Origin of the sequence: Pseudomonas sp. Marseille-Q5115 (assembly GCF_916618905.1) — a bacterium.
Taxonomy (GTDB): Bacteria; Pseudomonadota; Gammaproteobacteria; order Pseudomonadales; family Pseudomonadaceae; genus Aquipseudomonas; species Aquipseudomonas japonica_A.
The window spans coordinates 1,018,068-1,042,925 of record NZ_CAKAKI010000001.1 but is presented as its reverse complement, the minus strand read 5'-3'; the positions used below and the strand labels follow the sequence as shown (position 1 = coordinate 1,042,925).

Genomic DNA, 24,858 nt, shown 5'->3' with positions numbered 1-24,858 from the left:
CCGTGCTGCGTGCTTCGATGCACTTGCCAGCCTGATATTTGGGAATTCAAATGAGTCTGCATCCGAGCTCGGCACAAGCGCCCAATAAAGGCGCTGTGTTGGCCATCATCTTAATTAGCTACGTCATGATCGTGCTGGATATTTCGGTCGTGCTAACCGGCCTGCCAAAGATCCACCAGCAGCTGGGGTTCAGCGAAACCAACTTGGCTTGGGTCCAAAGCGCATACACGCTGACGTTTGGCGGTTTTATGCTCTTGGGTGCACGCGCGGGCGACATCTTCGGCCGTCGCCGGATGTTCGTAATCGGCCTTGGCATCTTTACCTTCGCCTCGCTGGCAATCGGTGCTTCGCAGTCAGCCACCTGGATGCTGGCGTGGCGGGCTATCCAAGGCATTGGCGCCGCCGTGCTTGCGCCGTCGACCCTTGCCCTCCTGCAGATGAACTTCGCCGAGGGGCATGAGCGGACACGCGCAGTCTCCTATTACGCCGCTGCCGCCGGCGCGTCAGCGACGGTAGGCCTGGTGCTGGGGGGCGTTCTGGCAGAGTGGGTCTCATGGCGCGCCGGCTTCTACGTCAACTTGCCGGTAGGTGTTGGGTTGGTCCTGACGGCCTACCGATACATTCCCGAGACTGCAAAGCATTCAGGCCGGTTTGACCTTAGCGGCGCGATCACTTCAACGGTCGGGATCGGTGGCCTCGTGTTTGGCTTTATCCATTCGGCCCAAAGTGGGTGGGGTAATTCAGTGACCCTCGGCGCGCTAGCGGGTGGTTTCATTCTCCTTTTGTTGTTCGTGATGATTGAGCGCCAGGCTGCCCAGCCCATTCTGCCGCTTCACCTGTTTTCCAGCAGCATCCGCTCCGGCGCCTATGCGGCTCGCGTTCTGTATCTAGGCGCCATGGTTGACTTTTTCTTTTTCACGACGCTTTATCTGCAAAACGTCAAAGGCTATGGGCCTGCGATCAGTGGTCTGGCCTTCATCCCGGCAACCATGCTGCATGTTCCTTTCGCAGTTGCGGTACCGCGCCTGGTCAGACACTTCAGCGCCAATCGCCTGATGGTCATGGGGATCATGATCGGTATCGTCGGTATGGCGTGGCTCAGCTTTGCGGGCACGGGCTCGTCTTACGTTACAGCGGTGGCCCTGCCGATGCTGTTGATCGGCGTCAGCCAGGGGCTAACGCTGAGCCCGCTGACCTCGGCAGGAGTAACCGGCGTTGCACATCAAGATGCCGGTGCTGCCTCCGGCGCGGTCAATGTCGCCCATCAACTGGGCAGCTCGGTGGGGCTGAGCGTCCTGGTTGCGGTTGCCGGGATGGCAACCGCCGGGTTAACCGGCCAGGCGCTGACGGTAGCTCGCATCCATGCGGCGTTCGCAGCAGGGACAGTCATGTTGGTATTGGCGCTGGTGGTGGTGCTCACGATGATCGTCCGTCCATTGGCAAAACAAGCATCGGCGTCGGTGGCTGCACCGGATGCCAGCTGATTGATGCCTGACAAGGGTGTTTGCACACCTTAATCTGTTGAAGGAGACCTACCATGACCACTTGGTTTATCACCGGCTGTTCGTCGGGCCTCGGCCACGCCATTGCCCACTGTGTGCTTAAGGCAGGTTTCAACGCCATCGTCACCGCGCGCAGCGCCGATAAGGTAAAAGCGTTCGAAGAGGCCTATCCCGAGCGCGCGCTCGCCTTGGCGCTCGATCTGACGGAGCAGGCATCCATTACCCAGGCGGTCGCCAAGGCCGAGGAGCATTTCGGCCCCATCGATGTGCTGGTCAATAATGCGGGCTATGGCTACCGCGCCGCTGTCGAGGAAGGTGACGAGCAGGATGTGGCTGACCTTTTTGCCACGCATGTGTTCGGCCCGGTTGCGCTGATGAAAGCAGTCCTGCCGGTCATGCGCGAGCGGCGGTCGGGCACGATCGTCAACTTCTCATCGATCGGGGCCCAGTTCTGGAACCCAGGTTCGGGCTATTACTCGGCTGCTAAGATGGCCCTGGAGGGAATAACGCTCACCCTCAAGCTCGAAGCAGAGCCACTCGGTATCCGCGTGTTGGTAATCGAACCAGGCGCCTTCCGCACCGATTTCGCCGGGCGCTCGCTGACCGGTGCCAAAACCGAGATCGAGGATTATGCAGAGACGGTCGGCCCGCGTCGCCAGGCCAACGACCGCACCCATGGTACCCAACCTGGTGACCCTGAGCGCGCCGCCCGCTTGATCGTGAATACCCTGGCCAACCCTGAACTGCCTCGGCGCCTGCTGCTAGGCAGTGACGCGGTCAGCATCGTGTCAAAAGAGTTGAACCGTCAGCTCGAAGAAATCGCCGCGTGGGAGGCCATCAGCGCCAGCACCGATTTTCCCAAGGAGCACTAAGGCCATGGCGTCGAACAGTATTGGCCGGCGCACAGTGCTGGCCGGTGCCCTGCTCGCACCGCTCGGCGCAACGCTGGCGCGCGCCGCTGCAGATGAAGCGGCCCCCGAACAGCGCACAGTCCTGGTCGCCTACATGACCCGCTCGGGCAACACCCAGGTTATCGCCGGCACGCTGCACCGGACGCTGGGTGGCGCGCTGTTCCAGATCCGTACGGCGCGGGCCTATCCTGCGGATTACGAAGCAACGGTCGAGCAAGCCCGGCGCGAGCGTGACGCTGGAACCGAACCGCCACTGGTCGAGCGCTTCGCGGACATTGTCCAGGTGCAGACCATCTTCCTGGGTTTCCCTATCTGGGGCGAAACCGCACCCCCGCCGATCCGATCGTTCCTGCGGATGCACGACCTCACTGGCAAGACGGTCCGGCCCTTCATTACCCATGGGGGCTACGGCATCGGAAACGCCATGGAGGTGCTCAGAAGCCATGCACCAGGCGCACAGGTGGAAGAGCCTTTCGTGATGGAAGCCGACCAGGAGCGGCGCACGCTCAACCAGGTCCGTGGCTGGCTTGAAACCATGGACGACGCCTGACCCATCCACCCTTGGAGACAACCCATATGAAGATGCAAGACTTGACCGGCAAGGTTGCAGTCGTGACCGGTGCCTCAAGCGGGATTGGCGAGGCCGCGGCCCGGCTACTCGCCAGCGAAGGCGTTCATGTCGTACTGGCGGCACGTCGTCGCGAAGCGATCGAAGGCCTTGCCACTGAGTTGGGGAACGGTGCAATGGCAGTGGGCTGCGATGTGACCGATCCGGCACAGGTACAAGCCTTGTTCGCTGAAGTGAAGGCGCGCTTCGGCGGGCTGGACCTTTTGTTCAACAATGCGGGCCTGGGCGTGTTCGGTCCGTTCGTGGAAAGCAAACCCAGCGACTGGCGCACGATGGTCGAAACGAATGTGTTGGGCCTGTTTGATTGCACCTATGCGGCGCTTCCCCTGATGCGTGGCCGGCCGGGAGCAATGATCGCCTCGGTCTCCAGCACAGGCGGTCGCTACGGGGTCGAGGGGTGGTCGGTCTACTGTGCGACGAAATACGCGGTGGTGGGTTTCCACGAGACGCTGCGCAAGGAAGTCGGTGCCGATGGCATCCGCGTGACAGTCATCGAGCCCGGGGCAGTCTGGACCGAGTTTGGTCACAACGTCTCTCCCGAGGCGCTGCGTGAACGCCGCGAGAGCTTGGAGGCCCTTACACCCGAGGATATCGCGCAGGCGCTGGTCTACGCCTTCGCTCAGCACCCCCGCGTACTCGTCCAGGAAATGCTGGTGCGCCCAGTCAAGCAAACCGCCCCCTGAATCGGGGCGTCATTCACAAGAGGATACCAAGATGAAAATGCGAACCCTCGGCCGCTCCGGCCTGAGTGTCTCCGCGCTGGGCCTGGGCTGCATGGGCATGACCGGCGTGTATGGTGAAGCAACGGACCGAGGCCAGATGGTCAAGCTGGTGCGTGAGGCTTACGAGCGCGGAATCACCTTGTTCGACACGGCCGAAGCGTATGGGCCCCTCGAGAACGAGCGGCTGCTGGGCGAGGCGCTCGAACCGATCCGCGACCAAGTGGTGATCGCCACCAAGTTCGGCTTTGACATCGATCAGGCCACCGGCGAACGCCGTGGCGGGGTCAACAGCCGCCCTGAGCACATCAAGGCAGTGGTCGATGCCATGCTCAAGCGGCTACGCACCAGCCACATCGATTTGCTGTACCAGCACCGGGTGGACCCCAACGTCCCGATCGAAGAGGTGGCTGGTGCCGTGGGGGAGCTGATCGCAGCGGGTAAGGTCCGTCACTGGGGGCTCTCCGAAGCAGGTGTGCAGACGATCCGCCGCGCCCATGCGGTGCAACCGCTAGCCGCCGTGCAGAGTGAGTACTCGCTGTTCTGGCGTGGGCCGGAAGCCGAGTTGCTGCCGGTACTCGAGGAGCTGGGCATCGGTTTCGTGCCGTTCAGCCCGTTGGGCGCGGGCTTTTTGACTGGCAAGATTGATGAGACCACCACCTTCCCGGAAGGTGATTTCCGCAACGCGGTACCGCGTTTTTCCGTCGAAGCGCGCAGGGCCAACATGGCCTTGGTAGACACCGTGAAGACGGTAGCCGAGCGCAAGGGCGCCACCCCGGCGCAGGTGGCGCTGGCCTGGCTGCTGGCACAGCGGCCCTGGATCGTGCCGATCCCTGGCACCACCAAGCTGCACCGCCTGGAAGAAAACCTTGGGGGCGTCACGCTGGACATCAGCTCTACGGAACTCGACGAGATCAATGTCGAAGCGGCCAAGGTGCCGGTGATAGGTGATCGGCTGCCCGAGGCGGCGATGAAAATGACGGGGCTGTAGCCACGCGGGTGTTATCTGCAGGCAGATGTGCGCCTCTTCATGCACGTATGCCTATTTCGTTAGTTCAATATGCGCCCGGCCTTCATGGCCAGCGCGAAGTCTCAGGATCCGTTCATGAGTCAGACAGGCCAGACCATTATCCGCAGCGGCAGCAAACCCTCTATCAAAGGTTCGGACGCCTGGTTCACCGGAGCGGTGCGCATCGACAACCTGTTCCAGCTGCCAGAACCCGCGCGTGCCGGCGGTGGGATTGTGACCTTCGAGCCAGGTGCCCGCACTCACTGGCATACCCATCCCCTGGGGCAGGCCCTGATTGTCCTCACAGGCGTGGGTTGGACCCAATGTGAAGGCGGGCCACGTACGGAAATTCGTGCGGGCGATATCGTGTCCTGCGGCTGCGGCAAACGCCACTGGCATGGCGCGGCGCAAACCACGGCCATGTCACACATGGCGATTGCTGAAACGCTCGACGGCAAAAATGTGGAGTGGATGGAACCCGTAACAGACGAGCAGTATCTCCAGGGCGTGCTCGTCACCGACTGAAGCGACGTCCGCTGCTGTGCTTTGAGGCGTACAGGAGGCGCACCTGGTGCGGATGCGCTTCCTCTATCGCAGCCAGTGAACCATTCGCTTAAGGGACATAGGGTATCAACAGGTTCATTGCCTAAGCACCTTCACCTGCGATCTAACACTCCTTGCTCCGTGCACCTAGGGCAGTGAACGGGTGTTATGTTAATAACGGCTGCTATGCATGCTGGGGAAGAGGTCACATTCCTAGGTCTCGTCACACTACGAATCCTCGACCCACACGGGTAAAATGCGGCGTCCAATCACCATTGCGAAGCAAGCATGGCCAAGGCTCCAAGGAAACAGCCTCCACGAGTAGCGTCAGCCCAAGAAAAGCGGGGAAAAACTCAAGACAAGCCAGCCAAGGGCCACAGGAAGCAGGTAGCAAGCCCCGTATCCACTGGGGATCGTGGAGGTTCATTCGAGCGCCGGGTGCAGGCCGTTCGCCTGCTCGCCTTATGCCTAGGCTCGCAGTGTCCGGGGGCCCGAGACGGCTACGTGATTACCCGACTACTATTCCAAGGGCGCCTTTTTGATCACGACACCGATGACCTGGTGATCGATCTCTGGCATCCGGAAACTGGTCAAGTAGCCACCCAGCGTTTGCAGATGAAGCGATCGCTTAAGCCGACGGATAACACCATATTCAATGAGTCCGTGGGGCTGGCCTGGGAAGACTTTTGCAAGCCGGGATTCCGCCGCAACGCTGATGACCTCCTGATCGTCTACCACGCTTCCAGCAACACCGCCATGCAGGCTGCCCAGGAGGTGGTACGTTTTGCGGTGAACTCCGGAACCCCTGATGACTGGTACGCGCGGGTGCATGCTGAAGGCTTCAGTAATGACAGCAACCGCAAAGCCTACGCCTCGATCCGGCGCGCCGTGGAGTTACAGACAGGTGCCGAGGTGGACAAGGTCGAGCTCTACCCATTTGCGCTGCACCTCAAGTTTCTTCCGCATGACTTGGACTCTGACCGCACCGTAGAAGTCGACAACCAGAAGCAACTGATCAGCAAGTTCGTCCCGTCGTGCGATAGCAAGGATGTCTGGGCCGCGCTCCAGATGGCCTGTGCCGAGCTGAACGGGACGGCGGGTGAGATCACCTTGGAATCGGCGGAGCGGCATCTGGGGCCACTTGCACTTGAGTTCAGCCAAGCGCGAGCGCTCTGGGAGGGGTATCAGGCGGTTCATGCCGCGAAGCGTAACGGCCTTGGCCCCGATTCGCTCGTTGACCAGCCTGGCGCCTTTCCTTTGACCGCTGAAACCCATCGCAAGCTACAGCCGCTCTTGGAGGTGCTCAGACCATTCCTTGGGGATGGAGCAGACCCGCAGAAAGTGCTGCTTGCAGATGAGCTGCCTGCAGCGCAAGAAACGGCTTCGGTATCGTTTTACTCGCGACAGCTTGATCGAATTACGGAATGGCAGCGGGCTCACCGGTTCCAGGACTGCCTTACGCAGCTGGAGCTTCTCGAAAGCGACTTGAGCGAATTCGACAATCACCAGAAGGCCAGATGGTATCTGCTTCGCGGCCTGTCGAAGTGGCACCTGGGTGAGGACGAAGACGCGGCGGACGATTTTGACGAAGCTGTTAGGCTTTGTGATTCTGATGATCGCATTGCCGCTGCGGCAATACGTGCCTGCATGCTCCGTAATCAGGCCGCCCAGGCGGTGGCGATCGGAGAAACGTTGACCGCTCGTTTCCCAGAATCGTTTATCGTCTGGGCTGCGATGGCCAACGCTCGTATTATCGCCGGCGAACAGCTAAACGAGGCCGATGTGCCCAACGCCTTTATTGATAAGGCTGCGGCGTGGCAGCTGGTGGCGTCCTCTTACGCCGGGCGTGAGGATGATGCGGGCGCCATTCGCGTCATACGTATTGCACTGAGCAAGCCAGATAGCTCGTTCTTTATCGACGAAACGTATCTTCGCTACGCCATTCGACTGGCCACCCTAGATGCCGTGCGGGTCAATTGCCGGTCGATGTTGCCTGAACACGTAGAAGTGTTACAGAACGCCATGGCGCGGTTTGATGATCGCGATAGCACTCTTTGGGCTGCGCAAATCCCAAAAACAGTGAGTGAGGTAGTTGTTCATCTAGCCTACGCAATGGTACTGCTCCAGCGCGCTGGTGAAGCTCTGCATTTGATTCATCAGGCCCAGCATAAAGGCGTAGCCGTTTCGGACGCGATGGTTCGGGTCGAGATCGAAGCACTGTGCGATTTGGGCCGTTGGGATGAAGTAACGACACGTTTCCAGACTCAGCTTGCTGAGTTGCCGGTCGAAGCGCTGCTACGGTTTGGCCACGCTTGCATAGCGCAGTCGCGGACAGACCTGTTACAGCTCGCTCGTGAGGAAGTTGCGGGGCGGACGGCCTCGGACGTTGCCCCCCAAATCGCCACCATGCTGCAGCATTTGTACTGGGATCTAGCATTACAAGCTGGCGACTGCGCTACGGTTCGCAGCGAATTGGAGGACAAGGGTGTTACGCCCCAAGGGAGCGGCATCATTGACCTGTATTTTGCCAGTCGCGCCTATGACAGCGATGCCGCTCTGGCCAATCGGTTTGTGGATCGTATAGCCCAAGTGGCTTCTGACTCCATGGAGCCTCAAGAGCTGTCCCTCGGTGCACAGGCGATGATTCGAGCTCAGCGCTATGATGAAGCGGTTGTTCTGCTTGAAAAATTGCTTCCCGTAGACGCCTTCACGCCAGTACATGTTGACCTACTTCAATGCTATGCCTTGACTGGGCGGCAGGCCAAGGCACGCGATCTCCTGCAATCCATGCCTGCTACTTGGCGCAGCTCAGCCGACGCTCGCGAACAGGCGCTGTTCCTCTACAACAGTGCGGGGGACTGGGCGCGCATGCGCGAGGTCATGGAGCTCAATATCTCGGAGTTTCCCCGAAATGCCCGTTTTCGGCTGATGTTCCTCCGGGTGGCCGCCTGTGAAGGCGTTTTGGACTTCAAGGTTCTGGTAGCGGAACTGCCCGTGCTGATCGAAGGCACCGCCAAAACGCTGCTACAACTGGCAAGCATTGAGCTGCGCTACGGCCAGATTCAAAAAGGACTAAATCGGATCACTCAGGCAATGCGTTGCGCCCAGGGTGATGTTGAAGCTGCAGCCATCCATGTACAAGTGATGCTCACGCTCTCTCAAGTGCTGGCAAAGGATCTGCGCGAAATCGCGCATGCACCGACAGTCATCGCGCCAGGGATGTCGGTTGAGTTGGTTGATCAGCAAGGCAGCCCTCGACGGGTCACCGTGGATCTGGAAGGGTATAACTATCCACCTGGCTCACCTGAATTTGTTGCAGCAGATTCTACGCTCGCCAAGTGCTTGATCGGGTTGCGTGCAGGCGATACCGCTAGCGTCGACAGTCTGCTGGGAGCTCAGCATTTTAAGATCAAGCAGGTTTCTTCAATTCAGCAGCGGCTGCTGGAGATTTCGCACAGCTTGGTAAGGAATTCCCTCGTCCCTAGCAAAAGCCTTGTGTCCGTGACTCTTTCGGAGGATGCGAACGGTGACATGGATTTCTCGGCCATTATCGACCAGCTCGAACATCGGCGAACAGAAGTCACCGAGCTGCTGGCAATCTACGGAGAACACCCTATCACCCTAGGTGCGGTGGCCAAGCGCTTAGGGCGCGACTTGATTGATGTCGTGCGTGGCTGGAATCCTGATGGGCCTTGGCTGCAGACCTCTTCAGAAGCGGGCTTTGCCCATGATGTCTTTCCAGGAAAGCTAGCAGGTTCGACCTGGGTGGTAGACATTACCCTGCTGACAGAGCTGGCCACGCATGGCCTGCTCGATGTCCTAGCCCACCTCTTTCGGGTTTATGTCAGTACCTACACCCGTCAGGCGTTGCGTGCCAAAATCGAAGAAATGGCTGTATTTCGTAAAAGTGGCACCTTGTTTTCGCAGGAAGGACAGCTGGGGTTTCATGAAGAAAACGAGGAGGCCCATGTCCGTGAATTAGCGCTCCTAGAAGGCATTGACGTTGCCATCTCGAATTTTTGCACCGTCGCGCCTGCGTACGGCCCAGTTTATCCGACCCCCGTTCTGCAACGTCTGAGAGATGTGCTCGCCCCCCAAGAGCACGCTTGCCTGACACTTTGCCACGAATATCAGGCGGGGCTGTTGTCACTCGATGGCAGGCTGCGCCAGCTCGCTCATGCGCTTGACATTACGTCTGCTTCGCCTCAAATGTTGCTTAACGCCATGGTTGGCCAGGGGGTGTTGAGTTCTGTTGAGTATTCCCGCGCGCTCGTCCGGATGATTATCGCCCGGCGTCACTTCATTTCGGTCAATTCTTCGAATCTCGTGGCCATGATGGATCAGGGGATGGTCTTCGCAAACGCCGGCATCAACAGCCTGCGTCAATATCTCGAGCTCCCTGGGGTGCTGTTCGGCCCAGCAGCCCTGACTATCATGGAGTTTATTTGCAGGGTGTTCAGCACCGGACGCTGTACATTTGTTGCCATGCTAGAGCTGCTCAAACACCTTGTTGAACCGCTATTCAGGCACGCGGACTGTCCAGAGGATTTCGTAGAGCGGTGCCAGCAGGTTCTACATGAGCGCTTCCCGGAGTTCGGCGCCTCTCATTTCTTGTGCATCAAGTCTCAATTGGTGGCGGCTAAAACCGCTGCAGAGCGCCCCCTCAATCTCGTCACCTTGGAGATTTACGACGTCTGCGGCAGATTCGCTCCCACGTACCGGCATGGTGACAACCGGGGCTACCTGACAACGCTTCTGAAACTAGAGCCTGTCACGGGTCAGTCTGTAACCATGGCTAACGAAGCAACTGCTGAGGTAAGGCTTGAACAGTGGTCAGCTGATGATTCTATTGAGCTGACAAGCCAAATTAAGACGGGGGATAGTTGAGCTTTCTTGACGTCGCGCCTTTGGTCGGCCGCTGGAGGGGCGCCAAAGGTCTGATCAATCAGACGAGCGGGGTCTCGTCCATGAAGAGGAAGGCAGAGAAACGGAAAAAATCGCACCTTATCAGCTGTGGCGCGCTCGACGCGAGTGAGTGCCGTTAGAGGCAGTATCCGATTGGCCCCCCCTCACTTCGGCTCAACCGACACCACCTGGACATATCGAAATTTCTTCCGCGCCGCCTTTACCGCTTCCTGCTCGGCCAGCAACGTGCTTAACGTATCCGCCTCATGCACGAGCTCCTGGGTTTCGCCTTCAAAGACATTCCCTACTCGAAGCGTGACCTTGAGCCTGGGCGTAAAGGCCTTCTCCACCTTCCGTTTCCTGGCCACGGCCGCCGGCGGCACGATGACCACGTCCGGGATAGCTTTCATGGGATCGGGATGTGTACATGCGTGGGCGCAGGCGCCTCCGCAGCGCCAAACAGGGCGCGGCGCATTTCTTCTTCAGTGAGGTCGTTCATGGCTGTCTCAATGGGTTAAAACTTCAACCTGGCGTAGCGCCGGCGCACATGCAGCGGCGGATCATAGACTGCTTCAGGTTCGGTTGAACGGTGCTTCAGCGAGCTGCTTCCTTATTTAACCGGTATTCAGCATCACACCAAATCCTCAGCTCACCCCTGCCCTTCCGCTTTCGCTTGCAACAGCGCCTCATACCGAGCCTCGAGTCGTTCATGGACTTTCTGCAGCTGCTCGGCCACGCTCTCGGCTTGCGCCCGGTACCCGGCACTCTCTTCTCTGGCCTCCGATCGCTGCACCCGTAGCCGATCGACCATGTCGCGACTCTGGGCCAGTTCGCGAGTCAGTCGCTCGGTCTCCAGCCTGGCGGCATCGCGCACCCGGCTGGTTTCCTTCATCAGGTGGTTGGAGGTGCTCTCGAAGATATCGGCCTGGCGGCTGACCTCCGCGCGCAACGCGGCGTTTTCCTCCTGGTGCACCGCCTGCAGTCGGGCCAGCTCGGCGCCATGGGTGGCCGCCAGCCGCTCCTGCTCCGCCTGATGGGCCGCGTCGACACGATCCAGCTCGTCGCGGTGGCGCTGGTCCTTTGCTTGATGCTGAGCCGTCAGCTCGCCCAGCTCGTGCTTCAGGGCCTCGTGCTCCGCCTGCCCACGGTCCAGCTGCACATTGAGCCGCTGGACCTGTTCGGTGAGCAACGCGATCTGCCGTTCCTGGTCCTCAAAGCGCCCCGCGGCCTGCTCCGCTTCCATGCGCGCTTCGGCGGCCTCCCGCTGCGCCTGCTCGGCCACCTGTTGGTAGTGCGAGCGCTCGATCGCATAGGCCGCAGTCGCCTCATTCAAGGCCACCTCCCACACCGCATCCAGCGCCTGGCCCACCGCCTCGGGGATGCCTGGCCGCTTCAGCCGTGCATTCAGTAGCGGCCCGGTGCGCGCCCAGAACTGCTTCACCTCGTCCCCCACCACGTTCGGCGAGGCGCTCACCCCGTGCTCCTCAAGGATCCGCGCGCGGATGGCGGTCACCGACACCTCGGTGCCGGCCTCGAGCAGCTGCCCGGCGTAATGCCGCACGAGGTCGCGGGTTTTCGGCAGGCCGCTGCGGGCGGCAGAAGGTGTATTCACGAAAGTGCTCCAGGGTGACGATTTGAAGATCTTTTTAATCTGCCCGGTTTTGCGGGGCCTGCCCCCTGTTTTGGGCGCCAGAAGGTCCAAAACGACAAAAAACGGAGCGCTTTCGTTCGATTATATATCTACTGCAAACGATATGAAAAATATCGTCTGATAGAAAAATTCGTGATTACCTCCCATTATCACGAATTTAATATCCAGTCCTAACCCCCTTGGATAGTGTTAAAGCCCCGCAGAGGATATTCCAGTTCCAAGACTGATTCGCACGCCAAGCCAGTTACCTATACAGAATTTCGCACGGACCGAAAAACTATGCTGCCTAATGAGCGATACAAGAATAACAACATGCTATTCATAGTGAATTCAAAGAGAAATTCCCGCGCTGTATCCATAAGCACGCACCAGAATAAGGCCTACTTTCCTTCCAGCGTGCCGCAGCAGTTCTACATTCAATAGCAGTGAACTCGGATGTGGGGTCACGCGCGGTGGTTCGGGGGCACCTATCAGCGGATAGTGTGGATAGATCAACGCATGAGGGATAGCCAAAGGCAGCAGACCGCTTCGACTCTAAGCAGGCCCATTTGGAGACTTTGATTCCAACAGTGCTGGCAGCGTGCCCGCAATACCTTATTAGAACACGGTATAGCCCGACAATCGGCATTATCCAGACCGGTTTGGGCAACGCGGATTCGAAGATCGATAATGATGTTCTTTGATATGAAAACCGCGGTGGGTGGCAGCATTGACTGCCACGCAACCCTTCCGAGCGATCCCTGGGCGAGCATATACCCTATATCAATTTCCGCTGAACACTTGGCTCATCGTGCCAATGTTCAGTAATGCAGGGGCACACGGCTAATCAAGGAGGGTTCAGAGATTCATCACATCGACAAAGCGGGGCGTTGCACTTTCGTCGATGCGCAGGTCGGTGAAGTTGAACAGGTCGCGGTCGGCCAACTGCGAAGGCACTACGTTCTGCAGGCCACGGAAAATGTTCTCGGTGCGCCCCGGGTGCTTGCGCTCCCACTCCACCAGCATGTCCTTGACCACCTGGCGCTGCAGGTTTTCCTGAGAGCCACACAGGTTGCACGGGATGATCGGGAACTGCTTCATGTCCGAATAGGCCTGGATGTCCTTCTCGGCGCAGTAGGCCAGCGGGCGGATCACCACGTTGCGGCCGTCATCGGCCAGCAGCTTGGGCGGCATCGCCTTGATGGTGCCGTTGAAGAACATGTTCAGGAAGAAGGTTTCGACGATGTCGTCCCGGTGGTGCCCGAGCGCCATCTTGGTGGCGCCGATTTCATCCGCGAAGGTGTAAAGCGTGCCGCGGCGCAGGCGCGAACACAGCGAGCAGGTGGTCTTCCCTTCCGGGATAAGCGCCTTCACCACCGAGTAGGTGTCCTTCTCGAGGATGTGGTAGTCCACCCCCAGTTCCTTCAGGTAGGCGGGCAGCACATGCTCGGGGAAACCGGGCTGCTTCTGGTCCATGTTCACCGCCACCAGCTCGAAGCGGATGGGCGCGACCTTCTGCAGGTGCAGCAGCACGTCCAGCATGGTGTAGCTGTCCTTGCCCCCGGACAGGCAGACCATCACCTTGTCGCCGTCCTCGATCATGTTGAAGTCAGCCACGGCTTCCCCCGCCAGGCGGCGAAGACGTTTCTGCAGTTTGTTCTGGTTGACCGAGAGGGTGCCCATGATGAGGAAATCCTGATACGTGCCGACAGCGGAATACGAAGGCGCGCATTCTACCTGCAAACGGCCGTGGAGCGTAGGCCATGGGCCGCCACTGGCCCGGTGAATGAACAGGATCGGTGACGAGCGGCTCGGCAACGCAACCGGCCGCAGGGCATAATTGCGCTTCGTGGAGCCAATACCTATGTCCGACCCCCTCCTTCACCGCGTCGAAGCTTGCTACGAACAGGCCGAGGCCTTCTTCAAGCGCCCGTTCAAGCGGCCTGTGGTCAGCCTCAAGCTGCGAGGCCAGAAGGCCGGCGTGGCGCACCTGTACGAAAACAAGCTGCGGTTCAACAACGAGCTGTACCAGAAAAATACCGAAGATTTTCTTCGCCAGACGGTCCCCCATGAGGTGGCTCACCTGGTGGCGCACCAGATGTTTGGTGATCGCATCCAGCCCCATGGCCAAGAGTGGCAGCTGATCATGCGCGGCGTGTACGAACTGCCGCCGCTGCGCTGCCACAACTACGAAGTGAAACGCCGCCAGGTGAAGCGCTACATCTACCGCTGCCCCTGCGCCGACGGCGTGTTCCCCTTCACCGCCCAGCGCCATGGCCTGGTGCGCCAGGGGCGGCGCTACCTGTGCCGCCGTTGCCGGCAAACGCTGGTGTTCAGTGGCGAAATGCGGGTGGAGTGAAGGGGCCTGGACGGGCATTCCACAAACTACCCCTACCCCTGCGGGAGCAAGCGAAGCCGAAGGCGTAGCTCCCGAATAAGAGCGCAATGAAAAGCCCGGGCTATTAGCCCGGGCTTCGTTCACTGCAGCAACCACCTTTACAAGCGCGTACCTTCGGCCACTTGCAGGTCGTCCGTGGGCTGGGTGAGCTCCAGCGGGGTACCGCCGGAGGCCAGTTCGCTTTGCAGCTTGGTTTCGTCCAGCTCGCCAACCCACTTGGCAACCACCACGGTTGCCACGGCGTTGCCCACCAGGTTGGTGAGGGCGCGGGCTTCGGACATGAAGCGGTCGATGCCCAGGATCAGCGCCAGGCCGGCCACCGGCAGGTGACCGACAGCGGACAGCGTGGCCGCCAGCACGATGAAGCCGCTACCGGTTACGCCCGCCGCGCCCTTGGAGGACAGCAGCAATACGGCCAGCAGGGTGATCTGGTGGGTGATGTCCATATGGGTGTCGGTCGCCTGAGCGATGAACACGGCCGCCATGGTGAGGTAGATGGAAGTACCGTCCAGGTTGAACGAGTAACCGGTCGGGATTACCAGGCCAACGACGGACTTCTGTGCGCCCAGGCGCTCCATTTTCACCAGCATGCGCGGCAGGGCGGATTCCGACGAGGAGGTGCCCAGTACGATCAGCAGTTCTTCACGGATGTAACGTACCAGCTTCAACACGCTGAAGCCGTGAGCCCGGGCGATTGCGCCCAGTACCACCACCACGAACAGTACGCAGGTGATGTAGAAGCACAGCATCAGCTGGCCCAGCTGCACCAGCGAACCCACGCCGTAGTTGCCGATGGTGAACGCCATGGCGCCCAGCGCACCCAGCGGGGCGAGCTTCATGATCATGTTGATGATGTTGAACATCACATGGGCGAAGCGATCGATCAGGTCTACCAGCAGCTTGCCGTACGACCCCAGGCGGTGCAGGGCGAAGCCGAAGATCACCGAGAACATCAGCACCTGAAGGATATCGCCGTTGGCGAACGCGCCGACGATGGTGTTGGGGATCACGTTCAGCAGGAAGCCCACAACGCTCTGGCCTTCACCTTGGGTCACATAAGTAGCGACCTTGGAGGCGTCCAGGGTAGCGGGGTCGATGTGCATACCAGCGCCGGGCTGCACCACGTTGACCACGATCAAGCCGATGATGAGGGAAATGGTGGATACGATCTCGAAGTACAGCAGCGCGTAGCCGCCCGTCTTGCCCACGGCCTTCATGTTCTGCATGCCGGCGATACCGCTCACCACCGTACAGAAGATGATGGGCGCGATGACCATCTTGATCAGTTTGATAAAGCCATCACCCAGCGGCTTGAGCATCGTGCCGGTCTGAGGATAGAAGTGGCCAAGCAGAACGCCGATGATGATCGCGAGGATCACCTGGAAATACAGGGACTTGTAGAGCGGCTGACGGGTCGTCATAGCAGTTTCCTCAAGCGTGCCGGCAAGTGTCTTCCCGACACCCCAACACATGAAGCGAGAACCCTCCTGACTGGAGGGATTTGTTCTTGGCCTGCAGCCTGCGCATGCACCCACGCGGGCGGCCTGAGGACATAATCGCAAGGCTCATGCCAACCCGGCGCAATGCCGTGGATCTCAGCCGATTCGGCATCTGCAAGCAGTATAGGAAGCCACGGCCACACGGCAAGCTGGCGGATTCTCGCCAACTGTCATGCAGGGAAGCACGCCGCTGGCGGATATCCGCCATCATTCCTTGGGAAAACTGATCCTGAAGCGTGCGCCGCCCAACGGCGAGTCTTCGAGGGTAAGGGTGCCGTGGTAACTGCGAATGATGTCATGGGCAACCGCCAGCCCGATCCCCTGCCCCGGATGTTGCCGGTCCAGCCGTTCCCCCCGCTGAAGGATACGGCTGCGCTGCTCCAGCGGAATACCCGGCCCGTCGTCCTCGAGCAGCAGCTCCAGGCGCCGGCCGATCACGCTCAGGCTCACGCTCACATCCTCCAGGCACAAACGCCAGGCGTTCTCCAGCAGGTTGCCCAACAGCTCCATCAAGGCGCCCTCCTCGATCGGCAGTACACCCGGTGGGTCGAGCGCGACATGCAGCTGCACCGGTTTGTCCGGGTACACCTTGCGCAGGCTGGCCGCCAGGCTATCGAGCACCGGGCGCACGGCCACCTGCCGCCGCACCAGGCCGCCGTGGCGTACATTGGCACGTTGCAACTGGTAGTCGATCTGCTGGCTCATGCGTGCCACCTGGCCGCGCAGGATCGCTGCCTGCTTGCCTTCCTCACTGTGTGGATAGTCACTGGCCAGGGTTTCGCCGATGCCCTGGAGCACACTCAACGGGGTTTTGAGGCTGTGGGCCAGGTCGCCGAGCGAATCGCGGTAGCGCTGGCGCTGTTCCCCTTCGCTGGCCAGCAAACGGTTGAGCGAGCGGGTAAGGCGCAACAATTCACTGGGATGGCGCTCGCTCAGCCCCTGCCGCTGCCCGCTCTCGATCTCGTCCAGCTCGTGGCTCAACCGCCGCAGCGAGCGCAGGCTCCAGGTCATGCCACCCCAGAACAGCACCAACAGGGTGAGCAGCGCTGCGCCAAAGCCCAGGTACAGCCGATCACGCAGGGCGCTCAATGTGCGTTGGTAAGGTTCTACAGACTGCATGGCCACGAAGGTGAACGCTGCGTTTTCACCTCCCAACAACCGTACCTCTACGTCGTATACCCAGAACGCCTGGCCATCGGCGCTGGTGAAGCGGGAAAACCGGTTGCCCTTCCCGTCGTAACTGGGGCTGTACTCCGGCGACGGCGCGCCGGGGCTTCGCCACAACAACGCGCCCTGCCGGTCGAAGATGTACCCCAGCGAGCGTTCGGTAGGGACTTCGAAGCGCTCATCCGGCACCGGCGCGGGCATGCGCAACTGCCCTTGCTCCAGGCGTGCGGCGGATATGAGGGTGGTCACTTCAGTAGCCAGGCGCTCTTCCACGGATTCGCGCAGCGCCAGGCTGAAGGCCCCTTGCAACGCGGGCAGCAGCCCCAGCATGAACAGCACCGCCAGCAAGGCCCCGGCCAGCATCAGCCGCAGCCGCAGCGAGCGGATCAACGGCAGCGCTCGGTAAACAGATAGCCCAGGCCACGCACGGTGTCGATAGGCCGAAAACCATCGGCGGCTTCCAGCTTGCGACGGATGCGCCCCACCAGTACCTCGATCACGTTGGGGTCGTGCTCGCCATCATCCGGATACAGCTGTTCCATCAACCGTTGCTTGGCCACCACCTGCTGGTGATGGCGCATCAGGTATTCGAGGATGCGGTATTCGAACGCGGTAAGGGCCAACGCCTCGCCCTGCAGTGTCGCCTGCTTGCGATTGAGGTCCAGTTCCAGCGGGCCGGCTACGATCGTGGGCTGGATAAAACCGCTGACCCGACGCAGCAAGGCGCCAAGGCGGGCTTCTACCTCCTCGAACTGAAAGGGCTTGACCATATAGTCGTCCGCCCCGGCCGCCAGCCCTTCGACCTTGTCTTGCCAGCTACCCCGCGCGGTAAGGATCAGGATAGGAAACGCCAGGCCCTGGCCTCGCCACTGGCGAATCAGCTCCAAGCCCGACAGGCCCGGCAACCCCAGGTCGACGATCACCAGATCGAACGCGGTTTGCGCGGCCTGTTGCAAGGCCGCCTGGGCATCGGCCACCGCTTCCACGATATGGCCACATTCGCCCAGGCGTGTGTGCAAGTGATGGCGCAGCAGCGCCTCATCTTCTACCAGCAGCAGCTTCATGGCGGGCTCGCGTGTACTTACGGATCAAACGACGGGCGCCAAGAGTAACCCGCAAGCCATAGCCCTCGCTATCGGGCTGCGTCAGTTGAACGCCCTGGCGAGCCGATGCAAGCCTTCGTCAATGTCCTCAAGCCCAGGTGCGGCGAAAGATAGCCGCACGCTGGCAGGGTCCGGTTCGCTCGAATAGAACGCCCTGCCCGGAACGAACATCACGCTCTGCTCGATGGCGCGTTCAAACAACCCCTGGGCATCGCTGCCATCGGCCAGGCGCCCCCACACAAACATCCCGCCGGCAGGTGCCGCCACCTCAAGGCGCCCGCCCAGCGCCGCGATGCCAGCCATCATCCGCTGGCACTTTTCGCCATAGCGCTGGCGCAACAGGGGCAGATGACGCTCCAGGGCGCCGCTGGCGAGGTAGCAGGCAGCCATTTGCTGGCTGATCGGCGAGGTGCACAGGTCTATCGTCTGCTTGGCGATCACGCAACGCTGACGAACCGGCGCGGGCGCAATCATCCAGCCCACCCGCAGGCCAGGAGCAACGATCTTGGACAGGCTGGAGAGGTGAACCACCCGCCCTTCCGCGCCCGGCACCTGCCGGGACAGCGCGAGCAGCGACGGCACAGGCTCACCGGTAAAGCGCAGCGCGCCGTAAGGGTCATCCTCCACCAGCAGCAGGTCATGCCGCGCCGCCAGCGCCAGAACCTGCAGCCGCCGCGCAAGGGACAGGCAGGCACCGGTAGGGTTGGCGAAATCCGGTACGCAATAAAGCAGCCGGAAATGCCCCGGGGCCGCCGCCTCCAACTGCTGTGCCAACGCATTGGGGTCCAGCCCTTCGGCATCGCCGGCAATGCTGCAGATCGCGCACCCGGCCAGCCTGAACGCCTGCAGCGCGGCAGGATACGTAGGCCGCTCCACCAGCACAGCATCACCCGGGCTGAGCAACACACGGATGAGCAGGTCCAGCCCTTGCTGGGAACCGGTAGTAACGATCAGGTCGTCCACCGCCACAGCCGCGCCGCGCCGCGCCATCAACGCGGCCAGTTGCTCACGTAACGCCGGGGTGCCTTCGGTGGCGCCGTATTGCAAGCTGGTGACCGGCTCTGCCATCGCCTGCGCGCTGGCCTGAGCCAGGCCTTGAGCATCGAACAGGCCAGGCGCCGGGTACCCTCCGGCGAACGAGATCATTCCCGGCCGCGACAGGTATTTGAACAGTTCGCGGATCGCCGACCCGCCCGGCGCCTCGAAGGCCGGGTTGAAACGGTACCCCTGGGCGTCTGCTTGCATGCCTGGCTCCTTGTCTAAAGGTGCAGTATCCAAGGCTGGCAGGCGGCGGAACAAACGAGCATTGGGCACTACGTCATGCCATGAAGGCATGAACGCGTGTGCCCTTTGACAAATCAGGCGGCATGGCGATACTGGGCCAAGTTATATGACAACCGATAACGACAATAACGGGAGCACCCATGACTGCATCGACCCCTGACACCTTCACACCCCGCCGGATTCTACTTACCGGTGCCGCGGGCGGCCTGGGCAAGGTTTTGCGGCAAACGCTCAAGCCCTATGCCTCGATGCTGCGCCTGTCGGATATCGTCGCCCCGCAAGAAGCCGGCGAAAATGAAGAGGTGGTGATTTGCGACCTCGCTGACAAGGCAGCTGTGGACCAACTGGTAAAAGGCGTGGACGCCATTTTGCATTTTGGTGGCGTGTCGGTGGAGCGCCCTTTCGAGGAAATCCTCGGGCCTAATATCGCTGGCACCTACCACATCTATGAAGCCGCGCGTCGGCACAACGTGCAGCGTGTGATCTTCGCCAGCAGTAACCATGTGGTGGGCTTTTACAAGCAGACCGAAACCATCGACGCCCTCGCGCCGCGTCGCCCGGACGGCTATTACGGCCTGTCCAAGTCCTATGGCGAGGACCTGGCAACGTTCTATTACGACCGCTACGGCATCGAAACCTTGAGCATCCGCATCGGCTCATCGTTCCCGGAGCCACAGAACCGTCGGATGATGTGCACCTGGTTGAGCTACGACGACCTTACGCAATTGATCGTGAAGGGCCTGGAAGCGCCAGACCTGGGCCATACCGTGGTGTTCGGCATGTCGGATAACCCGCAAGTGTGGTGGGACAACCGCCTCGCGGCGCACCTGGGCTACGAGCCCAAGGACAGCTCGGCGCGCTTCCAGGCCAAGGTCGACGCCCAGCCGCCGGTTGCAGCGGACGACCCGGCCGCGCTGTATCACGGTGGTGCGTTCGCCGCACAGGGGCCATTCGAGGACGCCTGAGGTGCCTTGCGCATGAGCACGCGCGGTTTCAGCCGCGCGACGCTTGCGTGTAGAAGCATTTGCGTCGAAGCTTGCGGCTTTTGCGCCTGCCATGACCCGTATCCGCGAACGTAACCGCGAACTGATCCTTCGCGCCGCCAGCCAGGAATTCGCCGACAAGGGCTTCGCCGCCGCCAAGGCCAGCGACATTGCCGCGCGCGCCGGGGTGCCCAAGCCCAATGTGTACTACTACTTCAAGTCTAAGGAAGGCTTGTACCGCGAGGTGCTGCACAGCATCGTGCAGCCATTGCTGCAGGCATCGGCGCCGTTCAATCCTGAGGGTAACCCGCGCGAGGTACTGACGGCTTACATCCGTGCCAAGGTGCGCATTTCCCGCGACCTTCCCCATGCTTCAAAGGTGTTCGCCAGCGAAATCATGCACGGCGCGCCGCACTTGCCACCGGATCTGGTAGAAGCCCTCAACGCCCAGGCGCGGCACAACATTGGCTGCCTCCAGCAATGGGTGGACCGCGGCCTGATGGCCCCGGTGGACCCCCATCACCTGATGTTCAGCATCTGGGCAGCCACCCAGACCTACGCCGACTTCGACTGGCAGATCGCGACCGTGACGGGCAAGGCGCAGTTGAGCGTGGAGGACTACGAGGCCGCTACCCAGACCATCACTACCCTGGTGCTGAAGGGATGCGGGCTGTAGCCCTTATTCGCCAGCTCCGCCTGCGGCTGCGCTTGCTCCCACGATAATCCGTGGGAAGCGCCGGGGCCGCCACTTACGGCCTGAACACAGCCCTCAGGCACTCGTCGCCTTTTTCCTTGAACAGCGCGTAGCCCTCGGCGCTGTCTTCCAGGTCCATGGGGTGGGTAAGCATCCACGACGGATCGAGCTGACCATTCTGGATATGCTCGAACAGCCGATTGGCGTAGCGTTGGCCAGGTTGCTGGCCAGCGCGCAGGGTGAGGGCCTTGTTCAGCACGGCGCCCATGGGAAATTTATCCAGCAGGCCGCCATACACCCCTACCACCGACACCGTCCCGCCCTTGCGACAGGCGCGGATGGCCTGGCGCAATACTGAGCCGCGCTCGGTATGCAGCCGCATCAACTGCTTGGTCTTGTCGTACACATAGTCCACTTCGGTGCCGTGCGCCTCCATGCCCACGCAGTCGATGCAACGGTCCGGACCTCGGCCACCGGTGAGCTCAAGCAGGGCCTGGTGGATATTGGTGGTTTCGTAGTCCAGCGGGATGGCACCTACCTTGTTTTCCGCCAGGGTAAGGCGATCGGTCAGGCGGTCGATCGCAATCACCCGTTCGGCACCCAGCAGGTACGCGCTGGCGATCGCCATCTGCCCCACCGCGCCACAGCCCCACACCGCAACTGTGTCGCCCGGTTGGATACCCGCGTTGTCGGCGGCGAAGTAACCGGTTGGCGCGGCATCGGACACAAACACCGCCTGCTCGTCGGTCACGCCGTCCGGCACCTTGAACAGGTTGACGTCGGCATACGGCACGCGGATGTACGTCGCGTGGCTACCGGCGTAACCACCGAAGGCGTGGCTGTAGCCGATGATCCCACCGCAGGGTTGCCCGTAGGCCATTTCCGTTACGCACGGGTTGGGGTTGGAGTTGTCGCAGCAGGAAAAATCCTGCCGACGGCAATGTTCGCACTCGCCACAGCCAATGATCGACACGGTAATCACCCGGTCCCCTTTGGCCACGGAGCTTACGCGCGCGCCCACTTCCACGACTTCGCCGAGGAATTCATGGCCGAGGATGTCGCCGGCGTGCATCGTAGGTACGTACCCCCCGAGCAGGTGCAGGTCCGAACCACATACCGACGACAGGGTCACTTTGATGATCGCGTCCTTAGGGTTAAGCAGGATCGGGTCAGGGACGGTTTCCACCTGCAACCGGTTTGGGCCTTGCCAGGTTAGCGCGCGCATCAGTGAATGCCTCCTTCGAGGGTCTCGGTCGCCACGGCTTCGTCGGCCTGGGCGCGATGATCAGGGTGAATGAACAGGAAATCGCGTACGCCGTTGCGCGGACGACTGGTCGCGATCTCGCCGGTTTCCATTTGCTGTTTGAGCGCGCGAAGCAAATACAGCAGCGCCTTGTGAGTGAAGCGGCTGATCAAGCTCGCCACGGCATAGCCAGGCGCCCCCTTGGGTGGCTCGGTAGCCAGCACCAGCTTGATTTCCGTGCCCTGCCCCTGCGGTGCTTCGGTGAAACGGGCGTCGGCCTCATGCTGCCATACGCCCTCGCCCGGGGTATTCCAGCGCAATGCCCGGCCTGGGTCTGGCTCGCTCTGAATAAGTGTCCAACTGAAGGTACGATCGCCTGGCCCGTGTACGGTCCAGCGGTAGGTGTCATCCGCGATCTGCTCGATGGAATCGACCCAAGGAATCAGCGGCCCGATATTGGCCGGGTTCCGGCACCAGGCGATCACTTCTTCCAAGGGCTTGTTCACCGTGATGCTGCGGCTTACCAGCTTGGTACTGGCCCAGCCGGTTTCCTCCTCCCACTCCTGCTCCAATGGCGTGTGCGCCAAGGCCGCCTTGAGCTGACAACGGCCCTGGTAGCCTCGCCACAGTGACCACCCACCCGCCACCAGTTGCAGGGCGCCAGTCACCCCGCCGGTGCGCAGGCCATTGAGCAGCAAGGCGCCGCCGCCGGCCACAGACAAGACTCGCTCAGGCTGGCTGAGGTTTTCATCGGTACGGCTGGACCGGGCAGACGCGAGGGTCGGACGAATCGCCATGGCGCTTCCTTCTTTGCAGGGGCTTTCAAAAAGGATCGACCACAGGCCGAGGCGTTCCATCGGCGCGGTGATTTCCTGATGAACTGTGACGCAGGCCTCTCGCGCTATCGGGCGGAGCAATCGCTTCGCTGGCGCGGTCGTATGAAGCGCCAATAGAGGGAGCCTGACTGTGAAGATTGCGTGCCTTGGATGGGGCTCTTTGATCTGGAAACCCGGCAACCTGCCGGTCGCCAGCGAATGGTTCACCGACGGCCCCCGGTTGCCCATCGAGTTCTCCCGGGTAGGGGATTCAGGCGAACTGGCCACGGCGCTGTGTGCCAACGCTGAGCCAGTACCGGTACTTTGGGCCTGGCTTGCCTCCCCCACGCTGGAAGCTGCCTGCAGCGCGTTGAAGGCGCGTGAGGGCATACCACCGGAGCGCGACGATGGCATCGGCAGCCTGGCGATCGGGGGTAACCCCACAGGGCTTATCAGCCGATGGGCCCGAGAGCGCGGCGCCCAAGGTGTGATCTGGACCGGCCTGCCCCCGCGGGTCAACGGCATCGAAGGCCGCGTCCCCACGGTGGATGAAGCCGTCGCTTACCTTGCTTCGCTCACCGGCGAGGTTCGCCAGCATGCGCGCGACTATCTCGAGGCGGTACCCGCGCAAATCCACACGCCGTATCGCCAAACCATCCACGAGCTATGGTTGTCCATTGCCAACTGATTCGAGGAGGAAATACAGATGAAAGCCGTGACCGTTCGCGCCCCCGGTGGGCTGGATCAACTGCACCTGGTGGATTTGCCCGACCCTGGCCAACCCGGGCCTGGGCAGGTGCGGGTTGCCGTGCGGGCCACCTCGCTCAATTTCCACGACCTGTTGGTCGCCAACGGCAGCATCCCCACCGCGGATAACCGCATACCCATGGCCGATGGCGCGGGTGTAGTGGAAGCGGTAGGCCCTGGCGTGACCGAATTCAAGCCCGGGGATTGGGTGGTGTCCACGTTCTTCCCACAATGGCCGGCAGGGCCAGCCTTCACCGCAGTGGGCAGCTTTGGCGAAACCCCGGGCGACGGCGCCGACGGCTTCGCGGCCGAATATGTAGTACGCCCGGTCAGCGCCTTTACCCTGGCACCGCGCGGCTGGAGCCACGCCGAGGCCGCGACCATCACCACGGCGGGCCTCACCGCCTGGCGTGCCCTGGTAGGCGACGGCGGGCTGAAGGCGGGCGAGACGGTGCTTACCCTGGGCACCGGCGGCGTGTCGATCGCGGCGTTGCAGATCGCCAAGGCCATGGGTGCGCGAGTGATTGTCACCTCGTCTTCAGATGACAAGCTCAAGCGAGCCAAGGCGCTGGGCGCCGATCATGGCATCAATTACAAACAGCAACCGGAGTGGAGCAAGGCCGTGCTGGAGTACACCGAAGGCCGCGGCGTGGACCATGTAGTGGAGCTCGGCGGCCCGGGCACCCTGGCGCAGTCCATCGCCGCCGTGCGTGTGGGTGGGCACATTTCGCTGATCGGCGTGCTTACCGGCCGACAGGGCGACGTCCCCACGGCGCTGTTGATGGCCAGGCAGGCGCGGGTGCAGGGCTTGATCGTGGGTAGCCGGCTGCAACAGCAGGAATACGTAACGGCACTCGAACAAACCGGCATCCGCCCGGTCATCGACCGTAGCTTCCCACTGGAACAGCTCGCAGAAGCGTTCCGCTTCCAGGAAAGCGGCGACCATTTCGGCAAGGTGGTTGTAGAGTGGTAGTGAAGCCGCCGCTGTAGCAGCCCGCCTTGGCGGCGACCAGCTCGGCACGGCGTAGGCATAAGCTCAGCACATTTGGTGCTTTCGGGCGTTTGGCCTGTTGGCTAT

General features: G+C 61.3%; 20 protein-coding genes and 1 pseudogene. 12 read left to right on the top strand and 9 right to left on the bottom strand.

What is annotated here, in order from left to right; genetic code table 11:
- The first annotated feature begins 50 nt into the window (after nt 1–50).
- The 7 genes from LG385_RS04970 (at nt 51) to LG385_RS04940 (ending at nt 10,199) form a co-directional block, all read left to right on the top strand.
- Nucleotides 51–1,484, top strand: a complete 1,434-nt coding sequence (locus tag LG385_RS04970) for an MFS transporter (protein WP_225772869.1) — start codon at nt 51–53, stop codon at nt 1,482–1,484.
- 53 nt (nt 1,485–1,537) lie between these two features.
- Entirely contained in the window at nt 1,538–2,374 is an 837-nt protein-coding gene (locus LG385_RS04965) for an oxidoreductase (protein WP_225772867.1), read from the top strand.
- Nucleotides 2,375–2,378: 4 nt separating this feature from the next.
- Nucleotides 2,379–2,963, top strand: a complete 585-nt coding sequence (locus tag LG385_RS04960) for a flavodoxin (RefSeq protein ID WP_225772866.1) — start codon at nt 2,379–2,381, stop codon at nt 2,961–2,963.
- A gap of 26 nt (nt 2,964–2,989) precedes the next feature.
- On the top strand, nt 2,990–3,724 hold the full coding sequence (locus LG385_RS04955) for an SDR family oxidoreductase (RefSeq protein WP_225772864.1): 735 nt from the start codon (nt 2,990–2,992) through the stop codon (nt 3,722–3,724).
- 31 nt (nt 3,725–3,755) lie between these two features.
- Nucleotides 3,756–4,751, top strand: coding sequence for an aldo/keto reductase (locus LG385_RS04950; RefSeq protein WP_225772862.1), 996 nt, complete (start codon nt 3,756–3,758; stop codon nt 4,749–4,751).
- 114 nt (nt 4,752–4,865) lie between these two features.
- Nucleotides 4,866–5,294 (top strand): cupin domain-containing protein, encoded by a 429-nt coding sequence (locus LG385_RS04945; protein WP_225772859.1) that lies wholly within the window; start codon nt 4,866–4,868, stop codon nt 5,292–5,294.
- A gap of 522 nt (nt 5,295–5,816) precedes the next feature.
- Entirely contained in the window at nt 5,817–10,199 is a 4,383-nt protein-coding gene (locus LG385_RS04940) for a GreA/GreB family elongation factor (RefSeq protein ID WP_225772857.1), read from the top strand.
- Nucleotides 10,200–10,381: 182 nt separating this feature from the next.
- On the opposite strand, the pseudogene LG385_RS04935 reads toward LG385_RS04940, so the two are convergent.
- The 3 genes and pseudogenes from LG385_RS04935 to ttcA all read right to left on the bottom strand — a co-directional run bounded on the left by LG385_RS04935 (nt 10,382) and on the right by ttcA (nt 13,530).
- Nucleotides 10,382–10,716 (bottom strand): annotated as a pseudogene (locus LG385_RS04935) (hypothetical protein).
- Between the two features lie 150 nt (nt 10,717–10,866).
- Nucleotides 10,867–11,829 carry a DNA-binding protein gene (locus tag LG385_RS04930; RefSeq protein ID WP_225772855.1) on the bottom strand — a complete coding sequence of 321 codons (963 nt, stop codon included), beginning with the start codon at nt 11,827–11,829 and terminating at the stop codon, nt 10,867–10,869.
- 876 nt (nt 11,830–12,705) lie between these two features.
- A complete protein-coding gene (gene ttcA / locus LG385_RS04925) occupies nt 12,706–13,530 on the bottom strand; it encodes a tRNA 2-thiocytidine(32) synthetase TtcA (RefSeq protein WP_181112874.1) in 825 nt (274 codons plus the stop codon).
- Between the two features lie 181 nt (nt 13,531–13,711).
- Here ttcA and LG385_RS04920 point away from each other — a divergent pair, with 181 nt between their 5' ends.
- Complete coding sequence (locus LG385_RS04920) at nt 13,712–14,206, top strand: SprT family zinc-dependent metalloprotease (RefSeq protein ID WP_225772854.1); 495 nt, start codon at nt 13,712–13,714, stop codon at nt 14,204–14,206.
- A 137-nt stretch (nt 14,207–14,343) separates the two neighbouring features.
- On the opposite strand, the gene LG385_RS04915 is transcribed toward LG385_RS04920, so the two are convergent.
- The 4 genes from LG385_RS04915 to LG385_RS04900 form a co-directional block, all read right to left on the bottom strand.
- Nucleotides 14,344–15,666 carry a dicarboxylate/amino acid:cation symporter gene (locus LG385_RS04915; RefSeq protein ID WP_225772852.1) on the bottom strand — a complete coding sequence of 441 codons (1,323 nt, stop codon included), beginning with the start codon at nt 15,664–15,666 and terminating at the stop codon, nt 14,344–14,346.
- Nucleotides 15,667–15,951: 285 nt separating this feature from the next.
- Entirely contained in the window at nt 15,952–17,301 is a 1,350-nt protein-coding gene (locus LG385_RS04910; RefSeq protein WP_225772850.1) for an ATP-binding protein, read from the bottom strand.
- Nucleotides 17,298–17,975 carry a response regulator gene (locus tag LG385_RS04905; protein ID WP_181112883.1) on the bottom strand — a complete coding sequence of 226 codons (678 nt, stop codon included), beginning with the start codon at nt 17,973–17,975 and terminating at the stop codon, nt 17,298–17,300. Before LG385_RS04905 ends, LG385_RS04910 begins: the two co-directional genes overlap by 4 nt.
- Before the next feature lie 81 nt (nt 17,976–18,056).
- Complete coding sequence (locus LG385_RS04900; RefSeq protein ID WP_225772848.1) at nt 18,057–19,259, bottom strand: PLP-dependent aminotransferase family protein; 1,203 nt, start codon at nt 19,257–19,259, stop codon at nt 18,057–18,059.
- Between the two features lie 179 nt (nt 19,260–19,438).
- Between LG385_RS04900 and LG385_RS04895 the strand changes: the two genes are divergently transcribed.
- Both LG385_RS04895 and LG385_RS04890 read left to right on the top strand, forming a co-directional pair.
- Nucleotides 19,439–20,263 carry an NAD-dependent epimerase/dehydratase family protein gene (locus LG385_RS04895; RefSeq protein WP_225772846.1) on the top strand — a complete coding sequence of 275 codons (825 nt, stop codon included), beginning with the start codon at nt 19,439–19,441 and terminating at the stop codon, nt 20,261–20,263.
- Between the two features lie 91 nt (nt 20,264–20,354).
- Nucleotides 20,355–20,957, top strand: a complete 603-nt coding sequence (locus LG385_RS04890) for a TetR/AcrR family transcriptional regulator (RefSeq protein ID WP_225772843.1) — start codon at nt 20,355–20,357, stop codon at nt 20,955–20,957.
- 73 nt (nt 20,958–21,030) lie between these two features.
- Here the strand turns inward: LG385_RS04890 and LG385_RS04885 are convergent, their stop codons facing one another.
- The gene (locus LG385_RS04885) at nt 21,031–22,200 is read right to left on the bottom strand and encodes a zinc-dependent alcohol dehydrogenase (RefSeq protein ID WP_225772841.1); all 1,170 of its coding nucleotides are present in this window, start codon (nt 22,198–22,200) and stop codon (nt 21,031–21,033) included.
- Nucleotides 22,200–23,015, bottom strand: coding sequence for an SRPBCC family protein (locus tag LG385_RS04880; protein WP_225772839.1), 816 nt, complete (start codon nt 23,013–23,015; stop codon nt 22,200–22,202). Before LG385_RS04880 ends, LG385_RS04885 begins: the two co-directional genes overlap by 1 nt.
- A gap of 199 nt (nt 23,016–23,214) precedes the next feature.
- On the opposite strand from LG385_RS04880, the gene LG385_RS04875 reads away from it, so the two are divergent.
- Nucleotides 23,215–23,721, top strand: coding sequence for a hypothetical protein (locus LG385_RS04875; protein ID WP_225772837.1), 507 nt, complete (start codon nt 23,215–23,217; stop codon nt 23,719–23,721).
- A gap of 18 nt (nt 23,722–23,739) precedes the next feature.
- Nucleotides 23,740–24,753, top strand: a complete 1,014-nt coding sequence (locus tag LG385_RS04870; RefSeq protein ID WP_225772835.1) for a zinc-dependent alcohol dehydrogenase family protein — start codon at nt 23,740–23,742, stop codon at nt 24,751–24,753.
- The last annotated feature ends 105 nt before the right edge of the window (nt 24,754–24,858 follow it).

Excerpts from the sequence above, each read along its gene's own strand:
- LG385_RS04970 (WP_225772869.1), top strand. The coding sequence starts at position 51 with ATGAGTCTGCATCCGAGCTCGGCACAAGCGCCCAATAAAGGCGCTGTG.
- LG385_RS04965 (WP_225772867.1), top strand. The coding sequence starts at position 1,538 with ATGACCACTTGGTTTATCACCGGCTGTTCGTCGGGCCTCGGCCACGCC.
- LG385_RS04960 (WP_225772866.1), top strand. The coding sequence starts at position 2,379 with ATGGCGTCGAACAGTATTGGCCGGCGCACAGTGCTGGCCGGTGCCCTG.
- LG385_RS04955 (WP_225772864.1), top strand. The coding sequence starts at position 2,990 with ATGAAGATGCAAGACTTGACCGGCAAGGTTGCAGTCGTGACCGGTGCC.
- LG385_RS04950 (WP_225772862.1), top strand. The coding sequence starts at position 3,756 with ATGAAAATGCGAACCCTCGGCCGCTCCGGCCTGAGTGTCTCCGCGCTG.
- LG385_RS04945 (WP_225772859.1), top strand. The coding sequence starts at position 4,866 with ATGAGTCAGACAGGCCAGACCATTATCCGCAGCGGCAGCAAACCCTCT.
- ttcA (WP_181112874.1), bottom strand. The coding sequence starts at position 13,530 with ATGGGCACCCTCTCGGTCAACCAGAACAAACTGCAGAAACGTCTTCGC.
- LG385_RS04920 (WP_225772854.1), top strand. The coding sequence starts at position 13,712 with ATGTCCGACCCCCTCCTTCACCGCGTCGAAGCTTGCTACGAACAGGCC.
- LG385_RS04915 (WP_225772852.1), bottom strand. The coding sequence starts at position 15,666 with ATGACGACCCGTCAGCCGCTCTACAAGTCCCTGTATTTCCAGGTGATC.
- LG385_RS04905 (WP_181112883.1), bottom strand. The coding sequence starts at position 17,975 with ATGAAGCTGCTGCTGGTAGAAGATGAGGCGCTGCTGCGCCATCACTTG.
- LG385_RS04900 (WP_225772848.1), bottom strand. The coding sequence starts at position 19,259 with ATGCAAGCAGACGCCCAGGGGTACCGTTTCAACCCGGCCTTCGAGGCG.
- LG385_RS04895 (WP_225772846.1), top strand. The coding sequence starts at position 19,439 with ATGACTGCATCGACCCCTGACACCTTCACACCCCGCCGGATTCTACTT.
- LG385_RS04890 (WP_225772843.1), top strand. The coding sequence starts at position 20,355 with ATGACCCGTATCCGCGAACGTAACCGCGAACTGATCCTTCGCGCCGCC.
- LG385_RS04885 (WP_225772841.1), bottom strand. The coding sequence starts at position 22,200 with ATGCGCGCGCTAACCTGGCAAGGCCCAAACCGGTTGCAGGTGGAAACC.
- LG385_RS04880 (WP_225772839.1), bottom strand. The coding sequence starts at position 23,015 with ATGGCGATTCGTCCGACCCTCGCGTCTGCCCGGTCCAGCCGTACCGAT.
- LG385_RS04870 (WP_225772835.1), top strand. The coding sequence starts at position 23,740 with ATGAAAGCCGTGACCGTTCGCGCCCCCGGTGGGCTGGATCAACTGCAC.